17 protein-coding genes and 1 riboswitch are annotated in these 14,287 nt (G+C 55.6%); of the genes, 4 read left to right on the forward strand and 13 right to left on the reverse strand.

The window, feature by feature from the left end:
• Positions 1-60: 60 nt before the first annotated feature.
• Positions 61-1,641: a Na+/H+ antiporter NhaC family protein gene (locus ACY8FN_RS15915; protein WP_101324444.1), complete on the reverse strand. Its 1,581-nt coding sequence runs from the start codon at positions 1,639-1,641 to the stop codon at positions 61-63.
• Between the two features lie 87 nt (positions 1,642-1,728).
• Positions 1,729-1,900, reverse strand: a riboswitch (Lysine riboswitch).
• A 257-nt stretch (positions 1,901-2,157) separates the two neighbouring features.
• On the opposite strand from ACY8FN_RS15915, the gene ACY8FN_RS15920 reads away from it, so the two are divergent.
• The gene (locus ACY8FN_RS15920; protein ID WP_463099013.1) at positions 2,158-3,075 is read left to right on the forward strand and encodes an IS5 family transposase; all 918 of its coding nucleotides are present in this window, start codon (positions 2,158-2,160) and stop codon (positions 3,073-3,075) included.
• Positions 3,076-3,273: 198 nt separating this feature from the next.
• A complete protein-coding gene (locus tag ACY8FN_RS15925; protein WP_101318834.1) occupies positions 3,274-3,678 on the forward strand; it encodes an H-NS family histone-like protein in 405 nt (134 codons plus the stop codon).
• 69 nt (positions 3,679-3,747) lie between these two features.
• Here ACY8FN_RS15925 and ACY8FN_RS15930 read toward each other — a convergent pair whose 3' ends face one another.
• The 5 genes from ACY8FN_RS15930 to ACY8FN_RS15950 form a co-directional block, all read right to left on the reverse strand.
• On the reverse strand, positions 3,748-4,323 hold the full coding sequence (locus ACY8FN_RS15930) for a cob(I)yrinic acid a,c-diamide adenosyltransferase (protein WP_463100562.1): 576 nt from the start codon (positions 4,321-4,323) through the stop codon (positions 3,748-3,750).
• A complete protein-coding gene (locus ACY8FN_RS15935; RefSeq protein ID WP_335862941.1) occupies positions 4,320-4,550 on the reverse strand; it encodes a DUF3820 family protein in 231 nt (76 codons plus the stop codon). The genes ACY8FN_RS15930 and ACY8FN_RS15935 overlap by 4 nt, the downstream gene beginning before the upstream one ends.
• 1 nt (position 4,551) lies before the next feature.
• The gene (gene queE / locus ACY8FN_RS15940) at positions 4,552-5,223 is read right to left on the reverse strand and encodes a 7-carboxy-7-deazaguanine synthase QueE (RefSeq protein ID WP_463100563.1); all 672 of its coding nucleotides are present in this window, start codon (positions 5,221-5,223) and stop codon (positions 4,552-4,554) included.
• Between the two features lie 61 nt (positions 5,224-5,284).
• The gene (queC, locus tag ACY8FN_RS15945) at positions 5,285-5,992 is read right to left on the reverse strand and encodes a 7-cyano-7-deazaguanine synthase QueC (protein ID WP_139727284.1); all 708 of its coding nucleotides are present in this window, start codon (positions 5,990-5,992) and stop codon (positions 5,285-5,287) included.
• A gap of 20 nt (positions 5,993-6,012) precedes the next feature.
• Positions 6,013-6,636, reverse strand: a complete 624-nt coding sequence (locus ACY8FN_RS15950) for a tRNA-uridine aminocarboxypropyltransferase (protein WP_463100564.1) — start codon at positions 6,634-6,636, stop codon at positions 6,013-6,015.
• On the opposite strand from ACY8FN_RS15950, the gene rrtA reads away from it, so the two are divergent.
• Positions 6,635-7,228 carry a rhombosortase gene (gene rrtA / locus ACY8FN_RS15955; protein ID WP_463100565.1) on the forward strand — a complete coding sequence of 198 codons (594 nt, stop codon included), beginning with the start codon at positions 6,635-6,637 and terminating at the stop codon, positions 7,226-7,228. The two genes, ACY8FN_RS15950 and rrtA, sit on opposite strands and share 2 nt — an antisense overlap.
• Here the strand turns inward: rrtA and pyrF are convergent.
• From pyrF to cmk, 6 genes are all read right to left on the reverse strand, one after another.
• Positions 7,203-7,904, reverse strand: a complete 702-nt coding sequence (gene pyrF, locus ACY8FN_RS15960) for an orotidine-5'-phosphate decarboxylase (protein ID WP_101324439.1) — start codon at positions 7,902-7,904, stop codon at positions 7,203-7,205. The genes rrtA and pyrF overlap by 26 nt on opposite strands.
• Positions 7,905-7,922: 18 nt before the next feature.
• Positions 7,923-9,089 carry a lipopolysaccharide assembly protein LapB gene (gene lapB / locus ACY8FN_RS15965; RefSeq protein WP_463100566.1) on the reverse strand — a complete coding sequence of 389 codons (1,167 nt, stop codon included), beginning with the start codon at positions 9,087-9,089 and terminating at the stop codon, positions 7,923-7,925.
• 9 nt (positions 9,090-9,098) lie between these two features.
• On the reverse strand, positions 9,099-9,383 hold the full coding sequence (locus ACY8FN_RS15970) for a LapA family protein (protein WP_042019130.1): 285 nt from the start codon (positions 9,381-9,383) through the stop codon (positions 9,099-9,101).
• A gap of 158 nt (positions 9,384-9,541) precedes the next feature.
• On the reverse strand, positions 9,542-9,826 hold the full coding sequence (gene ihfB / locus ACY8FN_RS15975; protein ID WP_033136607.1) for an integration host factor subunit beta: 285 nt from the start codon (positions 9,824-9,826) through the stop codon (positions 9,542-9,544).
• 93 nt (positions 9,827-9,919) lie between these two features.
• On the reverse strand, positions 9,920-11,590 hold the full coding sequence (gene rpsA / locus ACY8FN_RS15980) for a 30S ribosomal protein S1 (RefSeq protein ID WP_042019129.1): 1,671 nt from the start codon (positions 11,588-11,590) through the stop codon (positions 9,920-9,922).
• Positions 11,591-11,684: 94 nt separating this feature from the next.
• Positions 11,685-12,377: a (d)CMP kinase gene (gene cmk / locus ACY8FN_RS15985; RefSeq protein WP_042019128.1), complete on the reverse strand. Its 693-nt coding sequence runs from the start codon at positions 12,375-12,377 to the stop codon at positions 11,685-11,687.
• A 249-nt stretch (positions 12,378-12,626) separates the two neighbouring features.
• Between cmk and ribA the strand changes: the two genes are divergently transcribed.
• The gene (gene ribA, locus ACY8FN_RS15990; protein WP_042019127.1) at positions 12,627-13,220 is read left to right on the forward strand and encodes a GTP cyclohydrolase II; all 594 of its coding nucleotides are present in this window, start codon (positions 12,627-12,629) and stop codon (positions 13,218-13,220) included.
• 81 nt (positions 13,221-13,301) lie between these two features.
• On the opposite strand, the gene ACY8FN_RS15995 is transcribed toward ribA, so the two are convergent.
• Positions 13,302-14,258, reverse strand: a complete 957-nt coding sequence (locus ACY8FN_RS15995; protein WP_463100567.1) for a LysR substrate-binding domain-containing protein — start codon at positions 14,256-14,258, stop codon at positions 13,302-13,304.
• Positions 14,259-14,287 lie beyond the last annotated feature (29 nt).

Genomic DNA, 14,287 nt, shown 5'->3' on the forward strand with positions numbered 1-14,287 from the left:
GCCCCTGACAAAACCAAGGGGCCCGTAGGCCCCTGCGCGTAAAGTGTTTTTTTATGTGCGTTATGCAGTTGCCAGGACGGCATGGGTTTTCGCTTTGCGCAGATGATAAGTGGTAAACACCACAAACCAGAGTGCGCTCACGCTAAAACCGGCCAGCACCGAGTGCATCATGCCCATGGCCAGATAACCGATGGCAGCACCAAACGCAATGGCCAGCGCATAAGGCAGCTGGGTCATCACGTGATCGATATGATGGCAACCGGCACCGGTGGCCGACAGGATACTGGTGCTGGAGATGGGCGAGCTGTGATCGCCGAACACCGAGCCCGCCAATACTGCGGCCAGCATCGGCAACATCAGGCTGATATCGCTGGCCGCAGCCATGTCACCGGCCAGCGGCAACATGATGCCAAAGGTGCCCCAGCTGGTACCGGTGGCAAACGCCATGGCACAAGAGAGGACAAAGACCACCGCTGGCAGCACTTCGACCGGCAGATTACCGTTGGCGAGCGAAGCCAGGTATTTGCCGGTCTCCACATCACGCACCACGGCACCTATGGTCCAGGCGAACAGCAAGATATTGATCGCCGGCAACATGGCCATGACACCTTGCGGCGCAGCCTTCATCCAGTTCTTGGCGCCCAGCTTGAGACGCATCGCCAACCCGATGGAGACCACCAGACTGCACAGAGCGCCATACACCAGTGAAGAGCCGACGTTGGTGTTCTCGAACGAGCCGAGCACGCTAAACGGCAGCCCCTTCTCGCTCAATACTGTCGCACCGGAGTCAATCATGAAGTAGACGGTCGCCAAGGTCAGAGTCAGGATCGGCAACACCATGTCGATCATGCCGCCATTGCTCTCTTCCGGGCTCTCCATGTCCAGACCGATGGGGCGTCCCTTGGACTCATCCCACAGCTTGCCTTCCAGTGCCCAGGCTTCGTGCTGACGCATCGGGCCGATATCAAGCTGAAACGCGATCACCACCAACACCATGATCAGGGTGAAGACGGCGTAAAGGTTCATCGGGATCATCTCGACAAACGCGGCGATGGGGCTCTGATCCGTCAGGCCGTGAGCCGCCAGGATGCCGCCAACCAGGGCGATGATATAGGCACCCCAGGAGGAGATGGGCATCAGTACACAGACAGGCGCGGCGGTCGAATCCAGCAGATAGGCCAGCTTGGCACGGGAGATCTGGAAGCGGTCAGTCACCGGACGGCAGATGGCACCCACCGACAGACTGTGGAAGAAGTCGTCGATAAAGAAGGCAAACACCATCATGCCGGTGAGCGCCTTGGCCCCCTTACGGGTCTTGGCGCGGCGCTCGGCCCACTCGGCAAAAGCACGGGTGGCACCCGACACGCTCATCAGACTGATGAGCCCGCCCAGCAGCAGCATGAACAGCAACATGTTGACGTTGTCACGATTGAGCGCACCGTCGACCCAAAAGATCTTCAGCACGGTGTTCAACATGTAATGCAGGGAGTCAAGAGGGGAAAACTGATTGAGCAGCAGGCTGCCGGTCACGATACCAACGCCAAGGGACAGCAATACACGGCGGGTAGTGATCGCCAGAGCGACAGCTAACAAAGGGGGAAGTACTGACCAACCGGAGTCGGCAAAATGACTAATGTCCATGATCTCTTTGCACCTAAAAAGACAGGTGGAGATCTACCGAGAGGATCTAAAGAAACAAAACCTATGGGGAGGTTATACTCCTCAGCCCCTTCAGGTAGCGCTCCATAGTGGATGACTATGGCAGTCCTGCATCTGTTAGGTGCAGAACCAGCAGCCCGGTATGATGGCCTGGCCACTTCGGCGCTGACTCCTTTCCTTGTGCATCCCAGGCATCACCCTCCGCACAAATACTCATAGGCAGCGCGCCTCTACTTAAAGGTATTCGCCGATCATTCTATCGACATAGCAGCTTATAGCAAGTTTTTTGATTAAATAGCCTTGATAAACAGGCCAACACTGCTAAATGGTAGTCAAATGACGCAATGCTATTGGTTTTGACACTATTTTCACCTGACATAGTTTCATTGGCATCCAGATTGTGTTCTATGGGCGTTGTTGCCCAAATCGATGCAGCTTGAATGGAACTAACTGAGGGCGCGGTGATCTGATCACCACCATCCTCTTCAAGTCTGCATCATGGGCACCTCGCTTCACCCCATCACCAACTGGCCTAAATACAACAGGTCTCTGATTAACCGTGGCTCACTCACCTTCTGGGTTGATGCCGAGGCCATGAGCAATTGGTTTCACCACGACCATCATGGGCGACGGGGACGCAGCCAGCTTTACACTGACCAGACCATCTGTACCTTCCTTATGCTCAAGGGGATTTTCAACCTCACTCTGCGGGCCACCCAAGGACTACTCGACTCCCTGTTCGAGTTGATGAACGTACCGCTTTGTGCCCCCGATTACAGCTGCGTCAGCAAGCGAGCACGCACAGTGACGGTCGCTTATCGACAGCCCCCAAAGGGACGTATTACCGACTTGGTTATCGACTCAACCGGGCTGAAGGTGTTTGGTGAAGGCGAGTGGAAGGTCAGAAAACACGGCGCCGAGAAGCGGCGAGTGTGGCGCAAGTTGCATCTGGCGGTAGACCCGGTGACTCACGATATCGTGGCGGCAGAAGTGTCGCTGGAGAATGTGCATGACGCAGAGGTGTTGCCGACCTTGCTCAATCCTCTGCGGCGCAAGCTGGGGCGTGTTTATGCGGATGGCGCCTATGACAGCAAAGCCAGCCATCGGTTGATTGCGCGTAAAGGGGCGACGGCGTGTATCCCGCCTCGCAAGAACGCAGGACTATGGAAAAAGGGCCATCCGAGAAATGAGGCGGTGCTGGTGATGCGCAAGGAGGGGCTAGCGCACTGGAAGAAGATGTCGGGATATCACCGTCGCTCGCTGGCAGAGACGGCGATGTATCGGTTCAAACAGTTGCTGACGGGGAAAATCAGTCTGCGAACATACAACGGTCAGGTAGGGGAAGTGATGGCGTATGTTGGTGCAATCAACAAACTGAACACCCTTGGTCTGCCTGTCAGAAAGCCCCGAGTGTAGCGGTCACCTGGGGCTGGGGACGTTGTGACCTGATAGCTGATTTGGGCAACAACGCCTGTTCTATGTCATCACACATATGAATCATCTGTTAATGATTTACCTTCGATATAATATTTCATCTGGCTTGACTTATTTAAAGTGCCACGTAAGAATCAGCTTGAACATTATATTCCCCTCTGACTCGGCGTGGTAAATTGTATGAATGAATTTTTAAAGGTACTGCTTAATATCCGCAGTCTGCGTGCAACCTGCCGCGAACTTTCTCTGGAGCAACTGGAAGAAGGACTGGAAAAACTTTCAGCTATCGTCGCAGAACGCCAGCAAGATGAATCCGCTGGGCGTCAGGCGCGCGAAGAGCATCAGCGTAAGATTAACGAATACAGCGAAATGCTGAAAGCGGCTGGTATTGATCCGGCAGAATTGGTTAACGTCGTCGCTACCGCTCCCGGCAAATCAGAGAAAGCCAAGCGCGCGCCACGTCCAGCCAAATATCGCTATCAGGATAATGGCGTAGAGAAGACCTGGACCGGCCAGGGGCGTATGCCTTCGGCAATTGCCAGCGCCGTGGCCGCAGGCAAATCACTGGAAGATTTTGCTATCTGACCCCACTTGCTTTGCTAATAAAAAACCTCGCCTTGGCGAGGTTTTTTATTGCCGGTTAAACGTGAAATATCAGACAGCCGATTGCGGGCGATCTGCGGCCTTGACCCACAGCACTTCACGCTCCCCTGCCACGCAGATAAGATAGCGGGCAACGGTAAAGAACCAGTCACTCATCCGGTTCAGATAGGGCAGAACCTCGGGATTGACGCACTCTTCATGACTCAATGTCAGCAGCAATCGCTCGCAATGCCGCACCAGGGTGCGTACCACATGTGCCTGCGCCGCCGCGCGGGAACCGCCGGGCAATATAAATTGACGCAGTGGTGGCAATGGCTCGCTATAACGATCGATCTGCTGTTCAAGGCGAGTGGTCCAGGCGGCATTGACTTGCCAGATTGATACATTCTGGGCAGCACTGGAGAACGCCAGCTCACCCCCCAGATCAAACAACTCCTGTTGCAGCAACTGCAAGTCAGCCAATAAAGCGGCCTCTTGCTGTGGCACTTCACAAATCAGCAGGCCGATATGGGAGTTGAGTTCATCGATATAACCGTAGGTTTCGACCCGCAAATGGTCCTTGGCCAGCTGGATGCCATCTGCCAACCGGGTCATGCCCTTGTCACCCTGCCTCGTATATATTCTCATACCGACATCCTGTTAATAATGGGAATAATCATGGACTCGAGTCCATTGAGTTTGATCTCGTAAGCCAGCGCCAGGGTCTGACCCAATTTACCCGCCGGAAAACCGCTGCGCGCCATCCACACCAGATAGGGTTCAGGAATATCGATGATACGCCGCCCCTGATATTTTCCGTAAGGCATCTTGTTGGTCAGGGTCAGTAGCACCTGTTCGTCGGATAGCCACTCCATATTAATCGATATCCAGATATTTATGAGTCTGGATTGAGAGTCGCCAATTACGGGCGATACAGGTATCCATCGCCAATTGGGTGGCCCGTGGTTTCTGGCTAATCGGCTGCAAGGCAATCACCACATCCGGACGCAGGGTCGCGGTGGCCAGCAGCGCATCCAGCTCTTCAATATGGTGCTCGGTCGCCACCGGATGCTTGATCTCGTTGGCCCGCTCGAGCGCCGACACCAGCACAGGCAGCCCCCCTTTCATGCCAATCTTGGGGGAGACAGTGACCCAGGTCTGCTCATGGGTCTTGATCTCGCTGGTGCCACTGGTTTCAATCTGCACCTGATAACCCGCCGCCAGCAGCGCTGACGAGAGTTCGTGCAGATCGTAGAGGCAGGGCTCGCCACCGGTGATCACCACATGGCGCGCCTGATAACCCAGATCGCTAAAGCTGGCTATGATCTGCGCGGTGCTGAGTTGGCTCCAGCAATCGGATTCATTGGAGCGATCCAGCACCGCCTCTTGACCCACTTCACGAGCCGGATCAACAACCCAGGTATGACGGGTATCGCACCAGGGGCAGCCCACCGGGCAACCCTGCAGGCGAACAAAGATGGCGGGCAGGCCGGTAAAGATGCCCTCCCCCTGGATGGTCTGGAAAATCTCGTTGATTGGGTAGTGCATCTCGATCACGGCTTGTTGCAAAAGTCGCGGATTATACCCCAAGCCACGGCAAGACGCAGGCTCACTCTGCGCTTTTCTCGCCCAGCCCGGTTTTCTCAAACAGCTTGGCCATGATGCCCGCCTTGTCGGCCAGATAGTTGTTCAGGCCACGACTGCGCAGTTCACACGCCGGACACGTGCCGCAACCATCACCGGCAATGCCGTTGTAACAGGTCAAGGTCTGCTGGCGCACCGTGTCGAGGTGGCCATAGTGATCCGCCAGTGCCCAGGTTTCCGCCTTGTCGAGCCACATCAAGGGAGTTTCAAAACGGATGCCGCGATCCAGCCCCAGCGAGACCGCCTGATTGAGGGCCTTGACGAACTCGTCACGGCAATCGGGATAGCCGGAGAAATCGGTCTCGCACACACCGGTGATCACCGCTTCGGCGCCAACCTGATAGGCATAGATGGAAGCCAGGGTCAGGAACAGAATATTGCGGCCCGGCACGAAGGTGTTGGGCAGCCCGTTATCCTGCAGCTCGCAGCTGACCGGAATGTCGTCGCGGGTCAGGGCAGAAACCGCCAGCTCATTGAGCAGCGTCACATCCATCACCTTGTGGGCGGCGATCCCCAGCGCACTGCCCAGATGGCGCGCGGTGTCAATCTCTTGCCGATGGCGCTGGCCATAGTCAAAGGTGATGGCGTGCACTTCATCATATTGAGCCAATGCCTGCACCAGACAGGTGGTGCTGTCCTGACCGCCACTGAAAACCACGACTGCTTTTTTCATCTTGATAACTCCTTGAATTGTCACACACGGCGGCCTTCGGCAAAGTCCTGCCACTGGGTATTCAACCGGTTGAACAGGGTCAGCAAGGGCGCATAGCGCGCCGGCCTCCCCTCCCACCGGGACAAGAGGTGATAACCCGCCTCTATGGTAGAGAGGGCATCGGGAAAGGGTTTCTTGCGAATGGCATATTGACCGGCAATGGCGCCAATGCCGATACGGGGCAAGCGGGCCAGTGCCGGGTTGCTCTGCAACATGCGATAGGCTTTGCGCCAGGTGCCGTCGAGCAAAATAAAGGCGACGGACGCCGTATCAGAGGGTTCACTCTCCAGCTCTTGGCGAAGATCGGTCAGCGAAATGGCATCCTCATCCGGCCAGAGTAGATAGCAGCGACGGGAAGGATCTGTGAGCAGTGCATTGAGCCACTCATCGCGGGAAAAGTCCTCCCCCACATGGATCTCGCACTGCAGCAAAGAGGCCGCCAGCAGCGCCGCGGTGCCCTTGGGGTGCGCTACCTCGTTGGGGTGCTGCAAAATGTAGAGGGGAGTTGGGTTATCAACCGCCACAATATAATCGCACAGGCAGGCTTTGAGGGCTCGGGTGCAACGTGTACAGTATCGACTGTTCTTGTCGTTGGACTGTTTCATGTTGTCAGACAAATCTGGATTGCTCTGGGTTATCACGCTCTCTCTCACCAGCTTGCTACTCTTCTTTACCGTTCCCAATCTTCAGCTCTCCTTCGATCGGCCCTTGATCGCCGAGGGCGAAGGGTGGCGGATCATAACAGGCAATCTGGCCCATACCAATCTGTGGCACCTGCTGCTCAATCTGGGTGGCCTCACTATCCTCTATAACCTGTTTCGCGACTACCTGGGGCAGGCTCATCTGCCACTGCTGATGCTGCTGCTCTGGCTGGCGGTGGGCTTGGGGATCTGGTGGTGGTGCCCACAGACCCAGTGGTACATGGGGCTATCCGGCTCGCTGCATGGCCTGTTTGTCTGGGGGGCGATGCAGGATATCCACCACGGACGCCGCACATCGGGCTGGCTGCTACTAGCGGGGATGGGGCTCAAGCTGGTGATGGACTTCTACAACGCAGGAGATAGCCCGATCGCCACCCTGATCAATGCCAGGGTACACATCGGCTCTCATCTTATCGGGGCAGGTGCAGGCCTGTTGCTTGGCCTGCACCGTGTTTCACTGAATGAGCCTGTTACGCACCAGCCAGCTCGGCATTGATGCTGGCCAGCATGGCGGCCGGATCGGTAGCCTGGGTAATGGGACGACCGATAACCAGATAATCGGAGCCCGCCTCGACCGCAGCTCTCGGTGTCATCACCCGGCGCTGATCGCCCGCTGCTGAACCGGTCGGGCGAATGCCCGGGGTCACCAGCTTGAAATCGGCGCCCAGCAAGGCTTTCAGCTCATGAGCCTCGTTGGCAGAGCAGACCACCCCATCCAGACCGGATGTCTTGGTCAAGGTAGCCAGCCGGATCACCTGCTCGGCCGGGCTAACATCCAACCCAAGGGGAGTCATGTCGGACTGCTCCATGCTGGTCAGCACTGTCACTCCGATAAGCCAAGGCGCCTTGTCGCCATAGGGCAGCAGCGCATCGACGGCGGCACGCATCATCCGCTCGCCACCACTGGCATGCACGTTGACCATCCAGACACCGAGCTCGGCACTTGCTGCCACCGCTTTGGCAACGGTATTGGGAATATCGTGAAACTTCAGATCCAGAAAGACATCGAATCCCTTAGCCACCAGCTGACGTACAAACTGCGGGCCAAACAGGGTAAACATCTCCTTGCCTACCTTGAGACGGCACTGGGCCGGAGAGATACGTTCAACGAACGCTAAGGCATCTGCCTCGTGTTGATAATCCAGCGCTACCAGTACTTTGGGATCTTGCATCTCACATCCTATTGCTTGTTATTCACCGTCCAGACCACGGATCGGCTTGATGGAACCCCACTGGCGACAAGATGGACATTGCCAGAACAGCGAATGAGTAGCAAAGCCACACTGCCGACACTTGTGGGTTGATTTGATTTTGATCTGCGCGCCAACCAGCTGTTGCAGCAGTTCGAGACTCTCCTTGGCAGGCCCCTCCTCCGCACTGGCCAGCTGAAAACCCACCAACTGGTAAAAACCTTTCATCGAGGGATGACGACGCAGCTGGCGCAACACCAGTGAACGGGCCTGGCTCAGGCCGTCACGCTCTTCAACCAGCTTGGCAAGGGCCAAAGTCACGCTGACGCCTGCATGATCTTCCACCGCCTTTTCAAGCAGCGGGATCAACGCTGGCGTGCGGCCCAACTGCTGATAGCACTCGAGCAATTTGGGCATTGCCTCGGAGGCAAAATCCATATCCTGCTCAAACACCCGCAGCAATTCTTTACCTGCCTGCTCATACTCCCCCTGTGCCATGGCGTGGTCCGCCAAACGCAAACTGGCGCGGGCACAGGCGGGGTTGATGCTAAGCGCTCGATTCAACTTGGCCAGCCCCTCGCCAGGGTTGCCCTCACGCAAGGCAATCTCGGCCTGTTCGCAATAGAAGTGGGAGATGGGGGCTGCGAGTTTCTTGCCCTGGAATTTTTGCAGCCGGACTGCGGCATCAATCGCCTTGTCCCAATCCCGTAACTGCTGATGGATGATCAGTAGCTGCGCCAGCGCCGTCTCTTCGAAATCGCTGTCATCGCACAGCTCGTTCCAGAGCGCTTCTGCCCGGTCCAGCAAACCTGCGGCCAGAAAATCACGGGCCAGCTCTTGCAATGCAAGCTGGCGCTGTTCACGGGTCAGTTGGCGGGTCACCAGGTTCTGGTGGATCTTGATGGCACGATCGACCTCCCCCCGCTGGCGAAACAGATTGCCAAGAGAGAGGTGGGTTTCGATGGTTTCACTGTCCACCTCAAGCAACTGGATAAAGAGATCCACCGCCTTGTCGGATTCATCGGACAGCAAATAGTTGAGGCCCGCCACATACTGGCGGGAAAACTCGTTACTCTGTTTCTGGGTGTCCTGGCGAACACTCCTGCGGCCCATGTACCAGCCATAACCGGCAGCAATGGGTAACAGCAGGAAAAGCAGTTCAAGCATGGAGGAACATTATTCCTTACCCGGTGAACGGGCCAGCTCCAACTCGCGGGATTGACGACGCATGGTGCGATTAAGGGTACGGTTTTGCATCTTCAGGCGCAGGAACAGCAGGCCAAATACCAGCCAGCCCAGCAAAAAACCGCCAGCGAAGAAGAAACCCAATAACATGGCAAGTGAGAACTCACCCTGAGCGATCAGGTAATTGAACTGAACCAGCTGGCCATTTTGTGAACCCAGTGCCAGCGTCAGAATGAATGCCAGCACCAACGGAATGAGTGCCAAGATACGCTTCATAAGAGCTCCCTGTCAGTATCTAATGAGAGGCTGATTATCCTTAAAATCGCAGGCAGACTCTAGCGTGAATGGGAAAAGAGTTTCAGAAACAAGACGATTGGCACAGGAATCCATGCCAAAAACAAAAAAGGCATACCTGAGGTATGCCCATTTCTACATTATTCGATGATGTTGACGCGCTCGCGCAACTCTTTACCAGGCTTGAAGTGCGGAACATATTTCCCGGTCAGTTCAACCTTGTCCCCCGTCTTGGGGTTACGTCCCACTCGGGGAGCACGATAATGCAGTGAAAAACTGCCAAATCCGCGGATTTCAATCCGGTCGCCGTTTTGCAAGGTCGACGCCATCTGTTCAAGGATTTCCTTGATGGCAGCTTCGACATCCTTGGCCGGCATATGCATGCGGCTGGATGCCAGTTGTTCGATGAGATCTGATTTGGTCATAACGTTAAATCTCCTTCCCCGATCACATGCAATATTCATTTATGCCAAGATAAAAAAGGGCGGCGCAATGCCGCCCTTTTTATGCATCAAGGATTACTCACCCTTGGCGGCTTTGAATGCTTCCATCATAGCATTGCTGAACACAACTTCTTCTTGTTGGTTCAGGCTATCGATAGCAACACGCTCATCAGCCTCGTCCTTAGCACGGACAGACAGGCTTACAGTGCGGTTCTTACGATCAACACCCATGAAACGAGCTTCAACTTCGTCACCAACAGACAACACCAGAGTGGCGTCTTCTACACGGTCACGAGCAGCGTCGGAGGCACGCAGGTAGCCTTCTACGCCGTCAGCCAGTTCGATAACGGCACCTTTGGCATCAACCTCGGTAACCTTACCCTTCACGATAGCACCTTTCTTGTTATCAGCCAGGTACTTGTTGAATGGGTCTTCTTCGATCTGCTTGACACCCAGGGAGATGCGCTCACGCTCTGGATCCACTTGCAGAACAACGGCTTCGATCTCGTCGCCTTTCTTGAATTCACGCACGGCTTCTTCGCCCTGGTTGTTCCAGGAGATGTCAGACAGGTGAACCAGACCGTCGATGCCGCCATCCAGACCGATGAAGATACCGAAGTCAGTGATGGACTTGATCTTGCCAGAAACACGGTCGCCTTTGGCGTGAGTTTCGGCAAACAGCTGCCATGGGTTAGATTTGCACTGCTTCAGACCCAGGGAGATACGACGACGCTCTTCGTCGATGTCCAGAACCATCACGTCAACCACGTCGCCAACGTTAACAACTTTGGACGGGTGGATGTTCTTGTTGGTCCAATCCATCTCGGATACGTGTACCAGGCCTTCAACGCCTTCTTCGATTTCAACGAAGCAGCCGTAGTCGGTCAGGTTGGTCACGCGGCCAGACAGACGGGTGGTCTCCGGGTAACGCTTGGCGATAGCAACCCAGGGATCTTCGCCCAGCTGCTTCAGACCCAGAGATACACGGGTACGCTCGCGGTCAAACTTCAGAACCTTGACAGCAATCTCGTCGCCAACGTTGACGATTTCGGAAGGATGCTTAACGCGCTTCCACGCCATGTCAGTGATGTGCAGCAGGCCGTCAACACCGCCCAGATCTACGAATGCACCGTAGTCGGTCAGGTTCTTAACGATACCCTTAACTTCTTGACCTTCTTGCAGGTTAGCCAGCAGGCTTTCGCGCTCGGAGGTGTTCTCGGTCTCGATCACAGCACGACGGGAAACAACAACGTTGTTGCGCTTCTGGTCCAGCTTGATGACTTTGAACTCGAGTTCTTTGTTTTCCAGGTGAGCGGTGTCACGGATCGGACGCACGTCAACCAGAGAACCCGGCAGGAAGGCACGGATGCCATTCAGTTCAACGGTGAAACCACCCTTGACCTTGCCGTTGATGATACCGATAACGGTAGCTTGCTCTTCGTAAGCCTTCTCAAGCTGCAGCCAGGCTTCGTGGCGCTTGGCTTTTTCACGGGACAGCTTGGTTTCGCCGAAACCATCTTCGATAGAGTCCAGAGCTACGTCAACGGTGTCACCCACGCTGATTTCCAGCTCGCCCAGGGCGTTCTTGAATTCTTCAGCCGGGATGGCAGACTCGGATTTCAGACCGGCGTCAACCAGTACAAAACCATTTTCGATAGCAACGACAGTACCCTTGACGATGGAACCTTGACGGGTTTCAACGGAGTTCAGGGACTCTTCAAAGAGTTGAGCAAAAGATTCGATCATTGTTTATGTCACAAATGAAACATCCACTTGCAATCCGGCACAAGCGGGGCTGTTTTAAATAATCTGCGCCATCCATGGTGCAGACGACCGGATGTCAGCTTGCGCTGGCATCACCAAGTTGTTGCTCTGCATAGGCAAGTACTGTTGCCAGCACTTCCTCTATGCTCATGGCGGTAGAGTCCACCACCAGAGCATCTTCTGCCGCTTTAAGGGGCGCTACGGCACGATTTCTATCGCGGTCGTCACGTTCCCGAATCTCGGTTAAAAGACGCTCAAAGTTAACATCAAAGCCCTTATCTTGCAACTGCTTATAGCGGCGCTGGGCCCGTTCTTCAGCGCTGGCATCGAGGAAAATCTTCACTTCGGCTTCTGGGAAAACCACGGTGCCCATGTCTCGACCGTCGGCAATCAGACCCGGAGCTTGACGAAATGCCCGTTGACGACGTAGTAAGGCTTCACGCACCCGGGGGAAAGCCGCGATTTTACTGGCGGCATTACCCACCTCTTCGGTACGAATGGTGCGTGACACATCCTCCCCTTCCAGGATCACCTTTACGGCATCGCCTTCCACCTGAAATTGCACGTCCAGATTGGCGGCCAGCGGCACCAGTGAGGCTTCACTATCCAACGCCACGTCGTGATGCAGAGCGGCCAGGGATAACACCCGATAGATGGCGCCGGAATCCAGCAAGTGCCAACCCAGCTTTTCAGCAAGCAGCTGACACAAGGTGCCTTTACCTGCACCACTGGGGCCATCAATTGTCATTACGGGGGCCATCTGAGGCATAACTTCTCTCCTGCACTGTGTTGCTCCCATCCCGAAGGGGTGGGTTAATGGGCGCCGATTATACCCGAATGTGATGTGCCTGGCAGTCATCAATCGGCACAAAGACTGAAAAGGGCCGCTTCGTGGCAGTCCAGTATCACGTTTGGAAATTTCAGTAAGCAATGCAGGGACTTGTTCTTATGGTTGTTCCCGACAAGGCACGTTAAACTGGCCCCCCTTTTTTGAGCAGTGAGTAGTAAGGAGCAACCTATGAGCAGCGTTACCCTCGTGGCCAAATCCAAATTGCCAACCCCTTGGGGCACCTTCACGCTGGTAGGTTTTCAGGAAACCGGCACAGGCAAGGATCACGCCGCACTGGTGATGGGCGACGTTACCGGCGATGACCCTGTGTTGGGTCGTATCCACTCTGAATGTCTGACCGGTGACGCCCTGTTCAGTCTGCGTTGCGACTGCGGATTCCAGTTGCAAGCCGCCATGGAAAATATTGCCAAGGCAGGCCGTGGTGTCTTGTTATATGTGCGTCAAGAAGGCCGTGGCATCGGCTTGCTCAACAAGATCCGCGCTTATCACCTGCAGGATCAGGGGGCCGATACCGTTGAGGCCAACGTGGCCCTCGGCTTTGCCGCCGATATGCGCGATTACACCATCTGCGCCGACATGCTCAAGCAGCTCGAGGTGAAATCCCTACGCTTGATGACCAACAACCCGCGCAAGATGAAAGCGATGGAATCCTTCGGCATTCCGGTCGCCGAGCGGGTGCCGCTGCAGGAAGGGCGTAATCCCCACAATGAGTTCTATCTGTCAACCAAGGCCAACAAGCTGGATCACATGCTGAAGAAGTGAGCCTGATTTAGTGGATTGCAGATAGTCAAACGCCTCCGATTGGGAGGCGTTTTTCTTGTGACGGTCACACAACGGCCAAGACTATCGTTGTGGCACAGTCAGATTGGCCAGCAGTGCATCAAGCTCTTCACCACTGCGAGCTGCACAGCATTGGTTGACCTGCTCCCGGGTCAATTGTGGCGCGAGACGTTCGATCAGATCGTACAAATAACCACACAAAAACGCCCCTCTGCGCAGCCCGATAGCTGCCACACTACCAGGTAGCCAGGGCACCGGCTTGAGCAGCAGATCGCCATCGCGCTGGGGCTCCCAGGCAAAGGTTGCCATGACCCCAATCCCCATCCCTTGTCTGACATAGGTCTTGAGCACATCGCTGTCGCTCGCACTGCAGGCGATCCGGCTTTCGGCATGGGCACAATCGGCGCCATGAGCAGCAGATAGCCCCCTTCCGTCGGTCACCAACGCAAACTCGACCAGCTCGGCCGGAGTCAGTGATGCTGCTTTCGCCAACGGATGCTCCTTTGGCAGCACCAAGCCCCGTTGCCACTGAAAACAGGGGAGCATCAGCAGATCGCTCCCCTCTTGCAGATCATCGACAAGTAACAGATTGGCAACGCCAGCAAGCACAGCTGCACGGCACTGCGCCGCACTCCCCTGCATCACAGTTACGGCAACTTTGGGAAAGCGGGTCATGAACCCCTTGAGAAGGGCAGGCAGAATATAGCGAGCCTGCAGATGAGTGGCGGCAATGGTGAGGGTTCCCTGCTCCGGATGCACATGCTGCTTGGCCATCACCTTAATGGTGGCGACTTTGTCCAGCACCTCGGCAGCCACTTTGATCACATCCCGCCCTATGGGGGTGATCTGGGTCAGGTGTTTGCCGCTGCGCTCGAAGATCTGCACCCCCAGTTCATCCTCCAGCATCCGCACCTGTTTGCTGATCCCTGGCTGGGAGGTGTAGAGGCTTTCGGCAGTGGCCGACAGATTCAGCCTGTGGTTGGCTACCTCGACGATATAGCGCAATTGCTGCAGTTTCATGGTGTAGCCCTCAAGCGAACCCACCCTTA

Source organism: Aeromonas sp. 160P, assembly GCF_055193095.1.